This is a genomic window from Dyadobacter sp. CECT 9275 (assembly GCF_907164905.1).
GTDB lineage: Bacteria > Bacteroidota > Bacteroidia > Cytophagales > Spirosomataceae > Dyadobacter > Dyadobacter helix.
Map to the genome: position 1 here is coordinate 616,132 of NZ_CAJRAF010000002.1, position 19,592 is coordinate 635,723.

13 protein-coding genes are annotated in these 19,592 nt (G+C 46.4%); 6 read left to right on the top strand and 7 right to left on the bottom strand.

Annotated elements, in window-relative coordinates:
- The first annotated feature begins 77 nt into the window (after positions 1-77).
- The 6 genes from KOE27_RS10715 (at position 78) to KOE27_RS10740 (ending at position 9,017) form a co-directional block, all read left to right on the top strand.
- Positions 78-638 carry a type 1 glutamine amidotransferase domain-containing protein gene (locus KOE27_RS10715; protein WP_215238880.1) on the top strand — a complete coding sequence of 187 codons (561 nt, stop codon included), beginning with the start codon at positions 78-80 and terminating at the stop codon, positions 636-638.
- A 117-nt stretch (positions 639-755) separates the two neighbouring features.
- Entirely contained in the window at positions 756-2,306 is a 1,551-nt protein-coding gene (istA, locus tag KOE27_RS10720; RefSeq protein WP_215236846.1) for an IS21 family transposase, read from the top strand.
- A gap of 21 nt (positions 2,307-2,327) precedes the next feature.
- Positions 2,328-3,077 (top strand): IS21-like element helper ATPase IstB, encoded by a 750-nt coding sequence (gene istB / locus KOE27_RS10725; protein ID WP_215236847.1) that lies wholly within the window; start codon positions 2,328-2,330, stop codon positions 3,075-3,077.
- 148 nt (positions 3,078-3,225) lie between these two features.
- Complete coding sequence (locus KOE27_RS10730; protein ID WP_215238881.1) at positions 3,226-5,922, top strand: SusC/RagA family TonB-linked outer membrane protein; 2,697 nt, start codon at positions 3,226-3,228, stop codon at positions 5,920-5,922.
- A 38-nt stretch (positions 5,923-5,960) separates the two neighbouring features.
- Complete coding sequence (locus KOE27_RS10735) at positions 5,961-7,643, top strand: SusD/RagB family nutrient-binding outer membrane lipoprotein (protein WP_215238882.1); 1,683 nt, start codon at positions 5,961-5,963, stop codon at positions 7,641-7,643.
- Between the two features lie 78 nt (positions 7,644-7,721).
- Positions 7,722-9,017: an aminotransferase class V-fold PLP-dependent enzyme gene (locus tag KOE27_RS10740; RefSeq protein WP_215238883.1), complete on the top strand. Its 1,296-nt coding sequence runs from the start codon at positions 7,722-7,724 to the stop codon at positions 9,015-9,017.
- Positions 9,018-9,095: 78 nt separating this feature from the next.
- Here KOE27_RS10740 and KOE27_RS10745 read toward each other — a convergent pair whose 3' ends face one another.
- From KOE27_RS10745 to KOE27_RS10775, 7 genes are all read right to left on the bottom strand, one after another.
- Positions 9,096-9,320: a hypothetical protein gene (locus tag KOE27_RS10745; protein ID WP_215238884.1), complete on the bottom strand. Its 225-nt coding sequence runs from the start codon at positions 9,318-9,320 to the stop codon at positions 9,096-9,098.
- A gap of 45 nt (positions 9,321-9,365) precedes the next feature.
- Positions 9,366-10,646 (bottom strand): hypothetical protein, encoded by a 1,281-nt coding sequence (locus tag KOE27_RS10750; protein WP_215238885.1) that lies wholly within the window; start codon positions 10,644-10,646, stop codon positions 9,366-9,368.
- A gap of 109 nt (positions 10,647-10,755) precedes the next feature.
- Positions 10,756-12,048, bottom strand: coding sequence for a pectate lyase family protein (locus tag KOE27_RS10755; protein ID WP_215238886.1), 1,293 nt, complete (start codon positions 12,046-12,048; stop codon positions 10,756-10,758).
- Positions 12,049-12,427: 379 nt separating this feature from the next.
- Positions 12,428-12,847, bottom strand: a complete 420-nt coding sequence (locus tag KOE27_RS10760; protein ID WP_215238887.1) for a rhamnogalacturonan lyase family protein — start codon at positions 12,845-12,847, stop codon at positions 12,428-12,430.
- Positions 12,848-13,437: 590 nt separating this feature from the next.
- The gene (locus tag KOE27_RS10765; protein WP_215238888.1) at positions 13,438-14,919 is read right to left on the bottom strand and encodes a RagB/SusD family nutrient uptake outer membrane protein; all 1,482 of its coding nucleotides are present in this window, start codon (positions 14,917-14,919) and stop codon (positions 13,438-13,440) included.
- A 12-nt stretch (positions 14,920-14,931) separates the two neighbouring features.
- Positions 14,932-18,378 (bottom strand): TonB-dependent receptor, encoded by a 3,447-nt coding sequence (locus KOE27_RS10770; RefSeq protein WP_215238889.1) that lies wholly within the window; start codon positions 18,376-18,378, stop codon positions 14,932-14,934.
- Between the two features lie 149 nt (positions 18,379-18,527).
- Positions 18,528-19,547 carry a FecR family protein gene (locus tag KOE27_RS10775; protein ID WP_215238890.1) on the bottom strand — a complete coding sequence of 340 codons (1,020 nt, stop codon included), beginning with the start codon at positions 19,545-19,547 and terminating at the stop codon, positions 18,528-18,530.
- Positions 19,548-19,592: the final 45 nt, after the last annotated feature.

Here is a 19,592-nt window from a genome sequence, read left to right on the forward strand (position 1 = left end):
AGCAAATTCGTGATATACCTCCTGTGCCAGCCTCCAAAAGACTGGCATTTTTGCATCATGAATTTTAAACGTAAGGCATGAAAAACTACACTCAAAGATCAAGAATAATGGCTTTTGCAGCTGGTATTATTCTTGCTTTCCATTATCTGGCAGCGGCACAAAACAATCCATCAATGAGTATGAAAACGAAAATTCTGTTTGTGGTAACAAGCCACGATCAAAAAGGGAATACGGGTGAACCTACCGGTTACTACCTCAGTGAAGTATCCCATCCCTGGGAAGTACTGCACAACGCTGGTTATGTCATTGATTTTGTCAGCCCCAAAGGAGGCAAAGCACCGGTTGACGGTTTCAACCTGGACGACAACGTCAACAGCAAATTCTGGAACGACAAAACCTATCGTTACAAAGTTGAACATACCTTTAAACCCTCGGAAATTAATCCTGACGACTATGCAGCGATCTTTTACGCAGGCGGGCACGGCGCAATGTGGGACCTGGCCGACAATACCGAACTCGCCAAAATCGCTCAGACCATCTATGAACAAAATGGCGTTGTCAGTGCAGTATTGGAAAATTCGGTGAAACTGACCACCCCAATTCGGTTTAAACTGACCACCTGTTCCGGGCGAAATTGACCACCCCATTTCGGATCAAACTGACCACCTGATTCCGGAGTAAACTGACCACCTGAGAGATTAGAAAATGCTGTAGAATCAACCATATTTTTGGCACGAACCAATCGTGTAAAAGGTATGGCCAATTCGACAATCAGCATGAGCAAAATAAGACAGATTTTACGGATGTACAGCCAGGGCCGCAGCAAGCTCTGGATAGCGGAACAGACAGGTGTTTCCCGCAATACCGCTAAGAAGTACATGACCACTTTTGATGCGAGCGGACTTACCTTTGAACAGATCAACAGCCTGAATGATAAAGAGCTGGATGACTTTTTCGGAACGGTTAAACAGCAGCCACCGCAAGACAGATTGTTGAATCTGCAACGTTGTTTTCCGCAAATAGACAAAGAATTAAAACGGACAGGTGTTACCCGTCATATGCTTTGGGAAGCCTATAAAAAGGAATTTCCGGAAGGATTTGCTTATACCCAGTTTTGCTTTCATCTGACCAAATGGAAGGCCCGCGTTAACCCTGTGATGCATCAGGACCATAAGGCCGGCGATAAGCTGTACATCGATTTTGCAGGTGTTAAATTAAGTATTGTAGATAAAGAGACTGGTGAATTAACTGAGGTTGAAGTGTTTGTGGCTATCCTGGGAGCGAGTCAACTCACTTACGTGGAAGCAGTCAGTAGCCAGCAAAAAGAAGATCTGATCGCAGCTTGCGAGAATGCACTTCATTATATCGGTGGTGTGCCGGCAGCAATTGTTCCGGATAACCTTAAAGCTGCTGTTATAAAAAGCAATAAATACGAACCTACGCTGAACGAGGCCTTTGCCGATTTTGCTGATCATTATGGGACTACGATATTACCTGCACGCGCTTACCGGCCAAGAGATAAGGCGTTGGTGGAAGGTGCTGTCAAAATCGTTTACAGCCGTATTTATGCGCCTTTAAGAAAGCAGGTTTACAACTCACTGACAGAGTTAAACGCAGCTATATTGATTGCTCTCGAGGCTCATAATAACCAACTGCTTCGGGGCCGTAATTACAGTCGCAGACTCCAGTTTGAAGAAATTGAGCGCAGTGCTCTGGCCCCGCTTCCGATCCTGCATTATGAGTTCAAAAAACAGCTACATGCCACTGTAATGAAGAACGGACATGTCTGCCTGAGCGTTGACAAGCACTATTATAGTGTCCCATACCGGTTTATCGGCAAGAAAGTCAAGTTGTTGTATTCCAATTCTGTGGTTGAAGCATATTATCATTACGAACGTATCGCCCTTCATAAAAGGCTTAAAAGTCCCTATAATTATTCTACCGATAAAGAACATCTGGCCAGTACACACCGCTTCGTAACAGACTGGACACCAGATCGATTCTTGGAGTGGGCTTCCTCGATCCATGAAGATGTCAGGTTGTATATTCTTAAAATCCTGGATCGCAAACAGCATCCCGAACAGGCCTACCGCTCCTGTATTGGTATCCTCTCTTTTGCGAAGAAAGCTGGTGAACAACGCCTGATCAGCGCGTGCCAAAGGGCTTTAAGCTATGGTATCTACAACTATAAAACAATCCAGACTATACTGGAAAAAAATATGGATCAATATGAAGACAGCCTGTTTGCAGACGAATTACCCATGCCCAAACACGATAATATCAGAGGCGAAGACTATTATCAATAATCCTTTAAACAATTAATAAAAATGAACACAAACACTTTGGAAAAGTTACGCAAGCTAAAATTTTACGGCATGTTCCATGCCTTTAAAAGTAGCCTGGAAAGTGGAAAGACTAATGATTACACGGCGGATGAGCTTTTAGCTCATCTAGTTGACGCTGAATGGGATGACAGAAATAACCGTCGGGTCGAACGCCAGATCTTGTACGCACGGTTCCGCTATAAGGCCATGGTCGAAAATATCCACTATCATGCTGATAGAAGTATTGACCGTAATCAGATCATGCGCCTAGCAGAATGCTCCTTTATTGGCCGAAATGAAAACCTACTGATCACAGGCAGTACCGGAATCGGTAAAAGCTATGTAGCATCTGCGATTGGTCATCAGGCATGTATACTTGGCTACCGCGTAATGTATGCCAGTACTCCCAAATTGTTTGCCAAACTCAAAATGGCCAAGGCGGATGGATCCTATATCAAAGAAATTACAAAAATAGAACGGCAACAACTTCTTATCCTGGACGACTTTGGTATCCAGCCGTTCGATGCCCAGAGCCGGGCAGCACTGATGGAAATCATAGAAGACAGGCACGGAAAAACATCCCTGATAATTACTTCTCAGTTGCCTGTTAGCAAATGGCATGAAGTAATAGGAGAAAAAACCATTGCTGATGCCATTTTAGATCGTATAGTACATGATGCACACCGGGTTGAATTAAAGGGGGAATCAATGAGAAGAAAACGAAAAACGGAGCTCGAAACCAGCTACGAATAATTATAACTTTTATTTACTAATTTTGAATCGCTTCTACTAGCATTTTCTACTACCGGCCGCCAGTTAATTAGGTGGTCAATTTGCCACGGAATCAGGTGGTCAACTTCTCCGAAATACCCACTAATATGGCTCAAGAGCCATTAATGGTGTGGTACTGATCACAACCAAGAAGGGTATTAAATCGGACAGAATCGGTATTGATTTTTCGCAAAACTTCATGGTTTATAATCCTTACAAAGGTCCCGAATTTCAAAATGAATTTGGCGGAGGCAGTGTTGGGGCATTTTTCACAGATGCACGTGATCCCAACTATCAGCCAAATCAGATGTGGACCACAAAAGTGTTCCCGGTAGATCCGATCACCAACGAACCCTACATTGATCCTGCAATTAACCGCGAAAATGAAAACTGGGGCCCACGTTTTGCCAACCAGAAAGTCCGTAACTATGATGGCACCTGGACAGAGTATAAGGCTGTCCCCAACAACTATCTGGATGCCTTCCGGAACGGTACCTTAAGTACAACGAGCTTTGCATTTTCAGGTGCCGGGGATAAAACCACCTATCGGTTTGCAGCTACCCGCGACGGACAGACTGGTATCTCTGTGGGAAACAAGATGGAGCGTAATAATTTTAATTTAAGGATTACTCATCAACTGGCCAAGTGGCTTGGTACCGACCTTACGGCCGGATATACTTCAACGAATAACACCAATCCGCAAAATCTGGCGTGGGCCCCCTACACCGATACGTTTGCGGGAGATAACTGGGGTGTTGCCTACACCTGGATGTTCCCGCGTAACTATGATACCAAATACTGGAATCAGAAATCAAAATATACCAGTCAGGTATACGGAGGGTCCCCAAGAGGAACCAATCCGCTCGAACCCAACAAAGTGATGGCACCGGAGTTTTGGTTTAACATGCACAATACCGTCGCAACCATGGAGGGCCGAAACTTCATCGGACGATTTGCCGTCAACGCCGACCTCGCCAAATGGGCTAAACTCGTTGTAGAAGGTAACATGAATAACAATTATGGCAAATACGAGAACAAGGCACTGGGTCAGTTTACAGATTTTAGCGGAGGATCTTACACGATCAACCAGTCGAAAAAGGAGAGCAGTTTTATCAAAGGCATTCTGATGTTCAATAACATTACTATAGCGAAAGACTTAGGGTTCAGTGGTTTTATAGGGGGTGAAATGTACAACACCAAGAGTTCCTTTGCACAAGGCACCACCTCAGGCGGGCTGATGGTTCCCGGTAATTATTTCATCGCCAATTCAGTAAACTCACCGATTGTAACAGGAGGTATAAATTACAATAAGAAGATCAATTCGGTTTATGCAAGTGCCGATTTTGATTATAAAAACCAACTCTACCTGGCTACAACGTGGCGTGGCGACTGGTCTTCCGCACTGACCTATAAAGACGGAACCGGAAATAATTTTTACAATTACCCTTCTGCAAGCCTTTCGTGGATTGCATCGGAAACTTTTAATCTTCCGGCCGTCATTACCTTTGCCAAGTTAAGGGCCAATGTTGCTGCACTGGGTAAAGACACCGATCCTTTTGTGATTAATCCCGGTTACAAATTTGCAGCGAAGGTAATAGGGCTGCCAGGTGAACCCACACGGGCTGAATTCAGCTCCAGTACCACATTGTCAAGCAAACTGAAACCCGAAAGGAAAATTTCCACGGAAGTAGGAATAGAAGCTCGTTTCATGAAAAACCGTATAGGTTTTGATCTGACCTTGTATCAGGACAATACCTACAATCAAATTGTAGATATCTCCACACCGATTGAAACAGGGGTTTCCGGGGTTAAGATCAATGCGGGTAATATTCAGAACAGAGGTATTGAAATTTCTCTGGACGGACGCCCGGTTCAGACCAAGAATTTCTTGTGGAATTCCCGTCTTACGTTTTCGAGAAATAAGAATTTAATTGTCTCACTGGCAGAAGGAAGAACAGACTTTTTCCTGGGCGGGGCTGCTTTTGATGCTAGTTCCTGGGCAGTTGTAGGGAAATCGTATGGGACCATCCGTTCCACCACGCAATCGCTGAAATACGTTAACGCTGAAAACAATGCTGATCCAAGAACCGGCATGACTGTACTTGCATGGCGGAATGATGCCCGCGCAGCCTTTCCTCAGCGGAGCAACAAGTATCAGGATATCGGCAACATCAATGCCAGGTTCAGAGGCGGATTCTCAAACGACATATCCTACAAGAGCTGGTCTCTGAATGTGTTGTTTGATGCCAAAATCGGAGGCGACATGGCTATGTCTTCCATCAGGTCCGGAACCCACACAGGAGTACTGCCCAATACACTTTTCGGGAGAGATGCCGAACACGGCGGAATTACCTGGACAAGCAAATATGATGGAATTACGTATGATGACGGGATGATCATTGACGGGGTATTTGCAAAAGGGCAAAAGGTAACCTTACCTGACGGAAGCAGCGCAGATGTGGGAGGGATGACTTTCAAAGAGGCCTACGCAGCCGGATTGGTTGAGCCCACCCATGCACCTCAGTTTTATTACCGTTACGCTTCTTCTTCAACCGGGGTATCGGATTTTTGGATCGTCAAAAGCAGTTGGATAGCGCTCCGGCAGGTTATGTTATCTTATAATCTTCCTAAAAGCGTCGCTGCAAAAATGAAGGTCAGCGGGATTTCGATCAGTCTCATAGGCAGGGATCTGGGATACATTTATAACTCCTTACCTTTTGATTTAAACCCTGCCTCGTTAAATTCCAATTTGACATCGGCCGTAGGGGAAGAAGGCTTTTTGCCGATGATCAGATCGTTGGGCGGGTCTTTAAAGGTTCAGTTGTAATAATCTTTTGGTTATCATAAATATTTAAATGATTTGAAATGAGAAAGAATATTTTATATATCCTAACAGCGGTATTTGCCGGCTTGTTTACAAACTCCTGCACCAAAGATTTCGAAACAGTAAATGTGAATCCGAATATTGTTTCTGACGTAGACGTGAGGCTGCTTTTTACCTCATCTCTGGTACCCATGCAAACTTCCCGCGGGGCAGAATTCTGGAACGAAGGTTTCACCCATTTTTTGTCGGCAACTCAATTGGTGACAGGACAGAGTTATGCGGTGTCAACAACTGCTGTAAATGGTCGCTACAACCTTTTTTATTCCAGTGTACTTCCTAATCTGGTGGAGATCAGAAGACTGATCTCGCTGAAAACCGACAAAGAGAAGTTCGAGCAGATTAACGCCATTACCTATATACCACAGGTAATGATGGCTTTGAAGGTCAGTGATATGAATGGCTCCATGCCCTACACCGAGGCCAACAAGGGCCGGGACGAAGGCAAGTATAATCCTAAGTATGACAGCCAGGAAGCTCTATATACAGTGTGGCTGAAGGAATTGTCGGATGCGATTGCCACGCTTGAAAAGGCCACAGCCAATCAGGTGTCGCTGGGAAATAATGACGTTTTTTTTGGAGGAGATGTTACCAGATGGATAAAACTTGCCAATTCTTTGAAACTTAGAATTGCCGCCAGATACCAGAATCAGGATGTAGCCAAGGCAACTCAGATATTCAAAGAAGTGATGGCAGACGCCGTAGGTCCTTTCAGCTCCTCGGCCGATCAATTGGTTCATTTAAATCCTGCCTATTATCCTTTCGGCGTCGATGGGTACAACATTGATATCTACAGCCGTCACTTTGCAGTCGGGACGGCCATAGCGTTTCTGAAATCCTCCGCCGATCCGCGCCTTGGGATTTATTACGATAAAAATTCTCTGACCGGCAGTTTTAAAGATACCCTTGCCAAATACAACAGGACATTGCCGTCATGGGTAAACGTTGCCGACCCTAATGTCATGTATCAGGGTGGCCCGGCAGACTTTCAGTCCAATCCGTCGGTAAGTACCTATTTCGTCAATCCGTTTAACGGAGGTGGTTCCAACAGATATCAGCTCATATCAACTGTAAACCGCAAATTCTTCGCCCCAACCGTCGACAGAGGGGCTGGTACCGTCATGGATGTATTGTTTTCTTATGCAGAAGTTTGTCTTCAGATATCAGAGTTCGTTCAGAAAGGCTATGGCACCGGGATCAATACCAAAGGAAGCGCAGCCGAGTGGTACAACAAGGGCGTCCGTGCTTCGGTAAAGACCATGAATGACATTGCGGTTGCCGCCGGTTCCACATCCTACTCAAATATCGATGCACTGATTGACATACACCTGGCCAATCCAAAGGTGAAATTCGATGGAACCAACGATCTCGAAAAAATATATATTCAGTCACTTCTGAATTTTTACAGAGAACCTAATGAGGCATTTACGCTGGCACGCCGCACAGGTTATCCAAAATTCAATTCAACTTTACTACCACGTGAGGCCGTAGCAGATATACTCCCAAGGAGATGGTGGACACTTGATCCCGGACAGGTTAATAGTGCCAACTGGAATGCGGCCATGCTGGAGCAGGGTTTCACGCCCAACGATTTCACCATAGCTAAACTCAATGCCGAGAGAATCTGGTTTGATAAAAAATCTCCTGATTACGGAAAGGGAAATTAATACAGACCAATTCCATACGCTCTAATAAGTGATTTGCCGGCGTTTCTGTAACGCTTCTATTTTCTATCAAAAAATACCATGTCAGGACGTAAACAATTCTTACAACAATTGGGCTTCATGGCCGGTGCTTTTTCCGCGAGCAGTTTGTTCGATCAACTGCATGCTGCGGAGATAGCCTCTGCCAACAGCATGGTCGGGCATCTGTCGCCCGCCCGTGTTGCTACCGATGAAGACTACTGGAGCCTGATCCGGCAGGCTTACACGGTAAGCCCTAATCTTATCAACCTGAACAACGGCGGGGTTAGTCCTGCGCCCCGCGTTGTGCAGGAAGCCGTTGAACGTTACAACAAACTAACGAATGAAGGCCCTTCCTACTTTATGTGGGAAATACTTGATCAAGGCCGGGAACCCCTCCGTGAAAAACTAGCTGAACTGGGCGGGTGCAGTAAAGAAGAGATTGTGATCAACAGAAATGCCACGGAGTCTTTGAATACCGTGATTTTAGGGCTGGACCTTAAAGCCGGAGACGAGGTGATCGGTTGCAAGCTGGATTATCCAAACCACATGAATGCTTGGAAACAACGGGCCTTACGTGACGGTATCGTGTATAAGCAGCTAAGCTTCAACTTCCCGGTCGAGGATGACGATCAGATCGTTGCTGCTTTTGAAAATGCCATTACATCAAAGACTAAAATCATTCATGTAACGCACGTGATCAATTGGGTGGGACAAATCCTGCCTGTAAGAAAGATCAGTGACATGGCACATCGCCATGGTTTGGAAGTGGTGTGTGACGGAGCACACTCATTCGCCCTGCTCGACTTCAAAATCCCGGATCTCGGTTGTGATTATTTCGCTACTTCCCTGCACAAATTTCTAAGTGCACCTATCGGAAGTGGTATGCTGTGGATCAGGCAGGATAAAATATCAAAAATCTGGCCCTTACTGGCCAATGGTGATCCCCGCGGTACAAATATTCGAAAATTTGAGACACTGGGCACACGCAGTTTCCCGATCGAGCAAGGGATTGGCGAAGCCATTAATTTCCAGATGGCTATCGGGAACAAGCGAAAAGAAGAGCGTGTCAGGTATCTTAAAAATTACTGGGCCGAGCAGGTGATCAATATTCCCAAAGTAAAAATCAGAACATCTCTGAAAGCAGCTTACTCCTGTGCAATCTGTGGAGTAAGTATCGATGGGATTAGTCCTGCAAAACTGGAAAGAGCTTTGTTCAACCAATATAAAATACATACCGTACCAATTGAATACGAGAATGTTAGCTGCGTACGTGTAACACCTCATGTCTATACCAGTTTGCAGGAGCTGGATAAGCTGGTCAGGGCGATCAGGGAGATAGCCACAGCGGGGAAGTAGTTCTTGGAAGTGAGTTTACGGTAAGCAGTATGCAGTAAGCAGTGAACAGTTCACTGCTTACTGCATACCGCCTACCGCTCACCGCCTAGCCGTGCTTTCCAGTAGGCGGCCTGGAGATAAAAAATACCATTGCTGGATACGTTCCCGATAAAACCTGGACCAGGATACGTCCCGGGCGCTGTTCATTGCAACAGCCAGCGAGTCAGCCCGTGGGTTACTTTCCAAAACAGGATTTCCAGGAGCACGTAGCGAAATATGCTGCATTCCTGACAGTAAAAATCCCAGTATAAATAAGTATTTCAAATTTCTTAACAGTTAAAAACAAGATGTTCACTCTCAAAACCCAGATCAGGTAAGTCCGGAAATATCAAGCAGATACATTTGCCGGCCTTTATCTTCATGGGTAGAATCGATGATGACCTTTGTTCCGTCAGGGCTGTAACGCGGATGAAGATCGCAGCGCCATTCACCGGCATATTCCACCGGTGACTTAAACTGTCCTAGCTCTATGCGTTTGTCAGTGGGAATGTGGTACAGATAAGGCGTCTGAAGGCGGTTTTTCCCCTGCGCGTAAGTATCATTCAGCAGCCAGTCCTGCTTGTTACCCACCGGCAGGTAGGTCTGATGCCCGTTTACCGGCATCTTTTCCTTCCCGATCCGTTCATATCCCAGCGTTTTATCCTTAATGACATAAAATCCTGATTCACCGCCGGCAGGTTTGGTAAAAGCGCAGATATGCTGCGGATCCCGCCATATAAAATGGGACGTAAAACCGGAGGGATCTACGCAATAAAGATCACTTCCGTCGGCAGAAGCCGTAAACATCCTGGTTACAAAACCACCCTTAGCCATGGTCTGCCTGTCGGTCCGGAAAGGCCTCCACCTGTGAAGAAACGTAAACCTCGAACCATCGGTATTGACCAATAAATGATTGAACCAATGAAAGTTATCCACCACCGACTCTCCATTGTGAGGAATAGCGGCAAGGTCTGCCAGCGAAAATAAAAGGGAGGTTTCTCCACTCCGAAGATCCATTTTGTACAGACCGATCTCTTTTGGCGCTTTCACTTCTTCATAAGGATCCGCTATTCCTGCATAACCATACCCGGGCCTCAGGTTTTGTATCCTTGAAAATTCTGTCCCGATCGCCCATTTCCCGTCCGGGCTCAGCGCGTAAACGGCCTTGGACAAGGTTCTGCTTTTGCCTGTTTTAATATTATAAACCCTGCTGACAAAATGATCCCCTTCCCGGTCATTCCAGATCACCTCATGTTTTGATCCGGGTATCCATTGCAGCATACACCCCTGCTGCCAGCCCCACGACCGGCTTTCACCAATGGTACGCCATTGATCATTCTTTTTCAGGTCGATCACCCCTATCTTCACGACGTCGTCACCCGTTGGTGTACGTCCTTCAAACCCGACTTCCATACCCAGTACGTAACGGCCTGTGAGATCAAACTGAAGTTTGTCGTAATAACCGAACCAATGAAAACCCTTTCCACCTGTGATTGCCCTTACCGGTACGGTAGCCTGTGCTGGCAAACCATATCTAGGGCAATCAGCTACCGGCAGTAATCCATATAAGGCAGCCAGTGAACTGGCTTCGAGAAACTTTCGTCTGTCCATCTTCATCGTCAAAACAAATGTAACACAGGTTGTATGCCCCGGTTTATTTTATAAAGCTAACACTCCAGCAGGACAATAGCCATACAAAGTTGCATTCAGCGGACTGCCATTACTTACGGACCATGCTGTTCAGATTCCAGGCATTGCTGTCAAATTTCTGAGCAGTAGGTTTGTATTCGGGATATCCACCCACTTCCTGCTCCGAATCAATGATCCTGCCTTTCAGGGTTAACATTTCCTTCACAATACGCTTGTCATGCAAATCTCTGTCCCAAGGCCTCGCACCAGCGTTTTTTTCTACATATTCCTTCAATTGGCCGGCCTTCATTAATTTCAGTCCGTTAAACCATATCGGTTTGGTTTTTACCAGTTTTGCGCTGTCACCAGTAAACATCCTTGCATCAGTACCATCCAGTTTTTTGGCGATGTTGTCTTCCATATAGGCTTCGCAGGGCCCGTTTCCCATATACAAAAGCGGCATATCGGAAGAGCTCGGCCCGTGCTGCATCATATTCCCGACAATGGATATTTTTCCGGTTTCATGCGGATACCCCTCCCATTCCTGATCCACCAATCCGTAACGAACAGCATTTTTGCCAGGGTTATGAATGTAGTTGTTGGCATACACACCCCTGGCACCACCTTTGAACAGCGCGTTCCGGTCCTGATTGCTCGCATACAGATTCCCGTATATCATGATCTCGTCGGCATTGTCGTGCACCAGCGTACCTTTGGAATGCTCTCCCTTTATATGGGTCGAATGGCTGAGGCCTTCGGCAATAATATTATTGCTCAGCGTAATCCGGTGAGAAGTACCCTTGCGCCATTCATCCGGTGTTTTTCCGTTAAACCGCGGGCCTGACGGGGAGCAGTTTTCATCCACCGCCCAGGTCATGGAACAGTGGTCGATGATCACATTGTAGGCGCTGATCGTAGCCATGCCATCGGGCTCCCATTCTCCCACTTTGTGCCGCGAAGCGCCCGTCCGTATCCGGATATGCTGTACGATCACATCATGGGTTCTGATACCGATCCCTCCGTCAATAAACGTAATACCCGGCGACGGGGCAGTTTGCCCCGCAATGGTCAGAAAGGGTTCATTAACTCTCAGCACTTTCCCTTTCAGATCAATGACCCCACCGACTTCGAAAACCACGATCCGTTTTCCGGCAGTTTTTATGGCCTCCTGGAATGATCCTGGCCCGTCGGCATTGAGATTTGTAACCCGGATAATCGCGCCGCCCCTGCCGCCGGGGGTATCCGCCGCCCAGCCGACAGCTCCAGGAAAGGCCACGCTCTGGCCGTTTGTAGCGTATGAACTCAGGCAGATCACTGCCATTAAAAGATACTGTAAAGCGCTGACCTTTATCTGAGACAGCTTTATATCATAGGAATATCTCATTTGTTTTGGATTAACAGGTTATCGGATTTTTACTGTGTTTTATCAATTCACAATTTAATCTTCTTTTTTCATAGCTAACTGCGCCGGATAATAATATCCTGAGGAGCCATCCGCCACCCCCATCCGATATTACCTGTCCTGCATGAGGCAAGTTTTACGGTCTGCCGCGGGAATATTGGTTGAATAGATCCTGAGTTCGCCGGTAAGGCTGACAATGATTTCCTCACGCCTGTCGCCTATGATGTCTGCTACCAGTAAAGTCTTACCTTCAATGTGCTGCAGGTATCTCCCTTATATTTAAATAACTTCCGATTGATATTGATTTCCTTAAGATCGTCAGCATCTCACCACAACGCACGTGGCGCCAGGTTACCTTCCATTACTTCCTTTTTATCCAAAAGCCTTTTGCCATCAGCGGAATAAAGGAAAACTCAAAACCGCCTTTGGCTTCACCTGCATAACATTCGATACCAGGATGTTCAGGATCAATATCCCCGATCATCCCCTGACCATGCACGTGAAATGTTTTCTTGTCAAACCCCCAGATGATCTTGCCTGTGGCTGCTTCTACCAGGCAGGCACCGTTTTGGGGTGCACGGGTTTCTATACCGTAGAAAATTTCCAGACCAGGCTTTACATTACGGTTAAATTTGGCCGGGTCCTGGATATATTCAAGTGAGCTGTTGGTGGTGAGCAATACGGAGGAATTGTCTGGCAGGTTAACCAGCAGCGGCTGGGCACTGGTGTTGCGTATTTCCAGGGGTAAACTCCCCTGAGTCGGCATCCTGTGTTTTGCCACAGTCTGAAACGTTCGTTTTCCAGAAAATCTACAATGGTATTAAATTCTTCTATAGAAAGTTTTTTGTTTCCACGGCTTCATGCCACGCGGATGACAAGGATTGATTCTTTCGGCTCAATCGCTTTCTATGATATTATGAATACAAAAATGAAATATACCCTTGAAACTGAAAAAAATTTAAAAAAAGCTTAAAATTTCATGCATTAGTATAAAACCAGGAGGCAACGCGATAGGAAAGCAGACAGATTGTAAGCGCAGCCTTCCATTTGGCACGGAGCTTCAGTAGCGCTTTCTGAATCCACCCGGAATTTCATTCTATACCGCAGCATTGCCTTATAATACTGTTGGGCAATAACACCGAAAGCTTCCCTGTATGACAGCCAAAGCCGCGTTTCATCCTTCTGCCTCATATTCTTAATATAGATCTGTTCTCAACAAGGCATAAAAAAACATCTCTCACCGTACCAGTGAAAATAATTATAAGTATTTCACAATTTGAAATTCCGAACGGATCAATTCAGCCAGCACGCTAAAGCAGAACAGGGCAGCCTTTCGGGCCACCCTGTTCTGCTAAAAGTCAACAAGGATTTTCAATGGTATCCCGCATTCTGCTTTAAAGATCCGTTGCTGTTGTCAATTTCCTGCTGCGGAAAAGGAAGCAACCGGTGCGTGGCCGGCACAAATGTGCGTTTTGGTTTATAGGTACCTTCGGCTGGCAGATTGTTGTATACCTCTGCGGCCAGTCCCCACCTTACCAGGTCAAAATGACGCCCGCCTCCTTCAAAGGCAAGTTCCATTTTTCGTTCATACATCAGGTCGTTAAATGTTGGAGCGTTAATAGCTGCCAGTCCGGCGCGGGAACGCACCAGGTTCAATGAAGCGGCTGCGGCTGCAACGCCAACCGTTCTTTTGTCGGGGCCGCCGCCATTGAGGTTCATCATCGCTTCTGCATGAATTAACAGAACATCCGCATAGCGTAATGCCGGAATACTCAACCCCGGTGACCAAGAGGTGTAAGCAGCGGCATAGGGCTGCATGTACTTGATACATACCACCGCCGACTGGTTGTTAGGCGCTTTGAGCAGATCTGTAGAACCGTTATAGGTGACCTTATCTACATCCCGTTTGGCTACCGTAGCGGCTTTGCGTTTATCAAGAGGCTGATAGGAATCGTAAAAGCTGTTGGTAGCACTTACCAGCCGCCAGCCCGCACCCAGTTCTTCCTCGTGGGTACCGCCCCAAACGTTATTGGGAAGGTACAAAATGCTGGTAATCGGATATTCTCCCAGCCTTGCCCCAAGTACCCACAGGTTTTCACTCTCGTTGTCGTGTTCCAGTGTGAAGAGGTCCGAATAAACAGGATACAAAACATGTTTGCCCGAATTAATCACCTGCTCGGCAGCGTTCTTACATTCTGTCCATTTTTTTTCATAGGCATATACCTTGGCCAGTAAGCCCCAGGCGGCACCAAGGCCGGGCCGCCCTTCTTCATGTTCGTAGGCAAGCTGGCTCGTAGCCTGGACAAGACTGGCTTCTATAGCTGCCCAAATCTGTTCTTCGGTGGCACGGACCAGAGACGATTCTACATTATTAGGATCATACAATGGTACTCCTCCGTAACGCACCACTTCATTAAAATAAGCGAACGCCAGCAGAAAATTGGCTTCACCCAGAATCCTTTTCTTCTGTGCCTCGTCCATACTGATTCCAGGCACATGAGCCAGTACATCATTGGCCCGTTTGATTACCTTGTAATAAGACTTGTAACTATTGAGGCTCAGGTCATTTTCGGTATTCTGTACCGCCCTGAACTCGCTCATTGCAATAAAATCCGAATAATTATCATTCATATAACCAATGTCACTGAATGCTTCCATACCACACCATTCTTCTCCGCCCAGCGCCTCTTCATCCTGCAAAGGTGTATAAACCCCGGCCAGCGCCGACTCCGCCTGAGCTGCCGTTTTCCAGAAAACCGCATCTGTGAATTCGTGCGGGTCTTTATCAAGAAAACCCTCTGAGCAAGAACCCAGCAAAGTAACTACTGAAAGGATGATTATATATTTTTTCATAGGTATGTCTGATTAAAAATTAAAGTTTAAACCTAAAATATAGGCTTTTGCCTGCGGGTAAGTTCCCCTGTCTACACCATACATATTGCTCGAATTATCCACATCAGCTCCAATTTCAGGATCGAAACCGGTATATTTTGTCAGTGTGATCAGGTTCTGGAAGGTGGTAAATACCCTGAGCTTACTGATTCCCGTTTTCTTCAGTTTGCCCCCAAAGGTATAACCCAGCGTGAGGTACTTCATCCTGAAAAAGCTGCCATCTTCTACGTAAAGTGTACTATAGGTTTTGTTGCTGTTCAGGTCCTTGATGGTGACCCGCGGTACAGAGTTACTTGGAGACTCAGGCGTCCAGCGATCCAGTATTTCCGGGCTGTTGTTGTAGGTACTTCCCTGCATAAACGTTCCGCCCAGTTTTAAACCATTGAATATTTTGTTACCCTGGCTACCAGACCAAAGCATGCTCAGGTCGAATCCTCCGTAGTTGGCCGCCACATTTAACGAATAGGTAAGCAGGGGAAAACTATTACCCGCATTGATCCGGTCCTTCGCGCTGATCACCCCATCTCCGTTTACATCCTGAAACTTCACGTCACCAGCTACGGCCAGGGGCTGAATCAGGTTTCCTTCCCCGTTTTTGTAATTATTCACTTCGCTCTGAGACTGAAAAATACCGAGGGCATTCAGGACGTAAAAATGCCCGATAGGCTCTCCTTCAGCAATCCGCCCAACCTGAGTATTTTTATAATCCGAAGTAAATATTTCCTTGGCTCCGGATACACCCAGCGTCACAAGCTTGTTTTTGACATGCGCCACATTACCGGTTATTTCGTATCCGAGCTTGCTGCCGGGTTCGCTCCGGTAGGTCAGGCTGAACTCATATCCTTTGTTGGATACCTCTCCGGCATTGCGGTAAGGCGCTTCCCCCACTCCATAAGAGGATACCAGAGGCACACGCACCAAGATGTCGGTTGTCTTTTTATCGTAATAGTCGGCTGTGAACAAAAGCCGGCTGTTCATTAATTCCAGGTCAATTCCTATGTCTGTCTGCGTGGTTTTCTCCCATTGAATGGTTGTATTTGCCATGCGGTTCTGGGCCACCGCCGTAAACGCAGAGCCGTTAAGTGTTGGTGAGCCAACGGTACTTACCGTGCTATAGAACTGATAATTAGGAATCTTGTCATTTCCCAGCTGTCCCCAGCTGGCCCTGATCTTCAGGTCGGAAACCACTTTTTTCAGAGGATCAAAAAATTTCTCACCCGAAATACGCCAGCCACCGGATACCGAGGGGAACACGCCCCAACGCTTGTCAGGAGCGAATTTGGACGAGCCGTCTCGCCGGATGTTGGCCGCCAGCAGATACTTGTCTGCAAACTCATAACTCACTCGGGCGAAATATCCCTGCAGAGAATAGTCCTCCGCCGAGCCGGTGGGATGGTTCGGGAAAGTACCCGCATTATTAAAATAGCGAAGAACCGGATCCTGGTTACTGAAGTTTTTAGCAGTTCCTGTTTCGGTTCTTTCAGTGATACCTTCTTCCGCCGACATACCGATAAGCCCGGCGATGTGATGTTCACCAATCGTTTTGTCCACGCTCAGTACGTTGTTCCATATCCAGGAGCTGTTGGTAATGTAGGTTTCCGACAAACTGTTTTCGGTAAGCCCTCTCCCGCCGCCCAAAGCAATGGCGGTAAAATTTTTGTTTTTACCAAAACCCCAGTTATAAGCCAGATCCGATTTAATGGTAAACATATTCAAAAACTTGTACTCCAGATAAGCATTACCTCCGATTGTGGTACCCTTGTTTACGTTATCGCGGCTGTTCAGCGAGGCAACGGGATTAGGAAAATCACCCGAAGGAGAACCGTAAATCTGGTTGGCTTTGTCTTCCCATACAGGCGTATTCCGCATATTGAACAAAGCCGAACTCAATACACCATTGTAAGCACCTCTCAGATCCGCCGCTTTCTGTTTAGAGATAACCATTGAAATATTTTCACCGAAAGTCAGGTTTTTGGCTATCTCGTGCTGGCTGTTGAAACGGACATTGTAACGCTGGTTGCTGGTATTCATGACAATACCATTGTTGTCCAGATAACCCAAACTGAACGAGTAGTTGGATTTGCCCGAACCTCCTCTGATGGCCAGGTCATGTGTGGAGATATAAGCCGGCCTGAATACCTCCTTAAACCAGTCGGTCCTCGTTACGGCGTTGTCAGGATTGGTATAATAATCCCATATCGTTTCTGATGTAGGAGTTCCGTCATTTCTTAAAGCTTCCGTATGGATGGTATTTCTCTCCGCAGCGGTGAGTGACTCCGGCATCTTCCAGGCTTGCTGCAAACCCTGGCTGGTATTATAACTTACCGTTGTTTTCTGATCGCGCTTACCTTTCTTGGTAGTTACGATCACCACACCATTTGCACCCCTGGATCCATAAATAGCCGCCGATGCTGCATCTTTCAGTATAGAAATACTTTCGATATCCGCTGGGTTAAGGCCTCCGATCGAGGAGATGATCCCGTCCACCACGTAAAGCGGGCTGTTATCATTGATAGAACCTGCTCCTCTGATCCTGATCTCTACCCCGGAACCCGGCTCTCCGGAATTCTGGATAACCGTTACCCCGGAGGCGCGGCCTTGCAGGGCATGAGAAACCGACTGATTGAAGCCCTGATTGACTTTTTCAGCAGAAATGGTTGAAATGGAACCTGTGACATCCACCTTTTTTTGTGTGCCAAAACCTATGACCACAATTTCCTCCAGAGACTGCTTGTTTTCCGCCATCACCACATTCAGCTCCGACCGGCTGCCTACCTCCACTTCCTGCGTTGAATAACCGATGTAAGAGAATACCAATGTGCCCGTACCACTGGGAATAGCCAACTCAAATTGCCCCTCGCTGTTGGTGGTGGTACCTCTGCTGGTACCTTTAAGTACAATACTCACTCCCGGCAGTATTTCATTCGTGGAAGTTTTCACTGTCCCTTTCACCGTAAATTCAGCCGCCGCCGGTATGAGCTGCATTTCACGCGGCGTAGTGACACTACTCGTTTCCTTTGCTTTGATCTGCGGGCTTAGCAATATCTGCCGACCGTTAATACGGTAGCCGATGTTGGTGTGTTGAAAAAGCTGCGCGAGCGCCTCGTCAATGGTCACCTTATTCAGATTAACACTTACTCGGGTTTTGGTATTCACCTGGTGGTGATCATAGAAAAAACGGTATTCCGTTTGTTTTTCGACTTCCCTGAGCGCATCCTGAAGAAAGATGCCCTCCTTGATGAGAAAAATCCGTTTGGGTTCGCTACCCGAAACGGCTCCCTGCACCAACTGGGAAACAAAGGCAAGTGAAAGGAATAAAAATGTAGCCATGATCTTGGATGAAAGCGGCGTCAGGCAAGAAAAAACCTTATTGACAGGCCACGATGAATTATTCTCGATAAGGTATCGGGTTCTTTTCATATTTTTGTTTGTTTTTAATGAAACACTTTTGAACTGTAACCTTCACTCCCGAGGGTTACAAGGCGCCGGTCGTGTGGGTAGCACGATCGGCGCTTACTATACTTTCAGAAGCCTTACATACGCCTGTCAGGTTAAAATTAGCAAATTACTTATTTACAAATGGTGCCTTCGATAAACAGCTCCCTGCCATATATGGAGTAGCTGATACCGTAACTTATTTTCAATAAATTCAATATTTCGGTCAGGCTTTCCTTTTCCAGATCAGCGGTTACGGAGCATCTCAGAAGGGAACGGTTATGTATATAAATCCTGACGCCAAACTTTTGCTCCATGTGAGCCAAAAGGTCTTCAAAAGGTTTTTCGTCAAAAACCATGGATACTCCAGGCTTGGGTATCTCTTTCTTATCTATTGCCTTTTCGGAGGACAAATTGCTTACCTTTAGCAGCCCGCTCCCTTTGGAGTAAACAGCCCTTTGGTTGGGTAACAGGGTTACAGGGCCAGTGGTGTTATCCTTTTGATCTATTCGTACGCTTCCTTTGAAAAGCGTGGTTTCCACCTCCTGATCCTGGCTATTGGAGCGAACATTAAATATGGTTCCCAGCACTTTGATATGCAGGAAACTGGTGTGTACTATAAATGGTCTTGACGGATGATGCGCAATATCAAAGAAGCCTTCACCTTCCAAAAACAGCTCCCTAGCAGGCCCTGTACGCATTTTACGGTTATAGCGGATACGGCTCCCTGCTTTCAGCCACACCACCGAGCTGTCTGGCAATACCAGCCGGGTAATTTCGTCGGCTTTTGTCGAAACGGTTATTGCTCCTGACAGGAATGGATTTTTATAAAAAGTGATACCTCCGATCAGCAAGATCACCACGCAAGCCGCCAGAAACTGCTTCCACCATTTCCTGACAGGATGAAGCGGACGAACTACCAACATTTCCCCTTCCGGGTCTGCCGATGACTGGGCCAACTGTGCATCTATCCCTGTCCTGATCGAGAACTTTATTAATTCTTCCTCAGCAAGATCATTAAAAAGCGCTTTTTCAGTTTCAGATTCCAGATGATCAAAGGATGCATACCAGTCATCAAGCTCCTGTAATTCCAAAGAACTGCAGGTCCCCTCACGTCTTTTCCTTAATAATTCGAGAATCCTTTCCGAAAGCATTTAATTCCGTTTGCTCACATGACAAACACCAGGCCCGGATGTACT

Bases quoted from the DNA above. Each gene is read 5' to 3' on its own strand.
- istA (WP_215236846.1), top strand. From the start codon at position 756: ATGGCCAATTCGACAATCAGCATGAGCAAAATAAGACAGATTTTACGG.
- KOE27_RS10770 (WP_215238889.1), bottom strand. From the start codon at position 18,378: ATGAAAAGAACCCGATACCTTATCGAGAATAATTCATCGTGGCCTGTC.
- KOE27_RS10740 (WP_215238883.1), top strand. From the start codon at position 7,722: ATGTCAGGACGTAAACAATTCTTACAACAATTGGGCTTCATGGCCGGT.
- KOE27_RS10750 (WP_215238885.1), bottom strand. From the start codon at position 10,646: ATGGACAGACGAAAGTTTCTCGAAGCCAGTTCACTGGCTGCCTTATAT.
- KOE27_RS10765 (WP_215238888.1), bottom strand. From the start codon at position 14,919: ATGAAAAAATATATAATCATCCTTTCAGTAGTTACTTTGCTGGGTTCT.
- KOE27_RS10775 (WP_215238890.1), bottom strand. From the start codon at position 19,547: ATGCTTTCGGAAAGGATTCTCGAATTATTAAGGAAAAGACGTGAGGGG.
- KOE27_RS10755 (WP_215238886.1), bottom strand. From the start codon at position 12,048: ATGAGATATTCCTATGATATAAAGCTGTCTCAGATAAAGGTCAGCGCT.
- KOE27_RS10735 (WP_215238882.1), top strand. From the start codon at position 5,961: ATGAGAAAGAATATTTTATATATCCTAACAGCGGTATTTGCCGGCTTG.
- istB (WP_215236847.1), top strand. From the start codon at position 2,328: ATGAACACAAACACTTTGGAAAAGTTACGCAAGCTAAAATTTTACGGC.
- KOE27_RS10715 (WP_215238880.1), top strand. From the start codon at position 78: ATGAAAAACTACACTCAAAGATCAAGAATAATGGCTTTTGCAGCTGGT.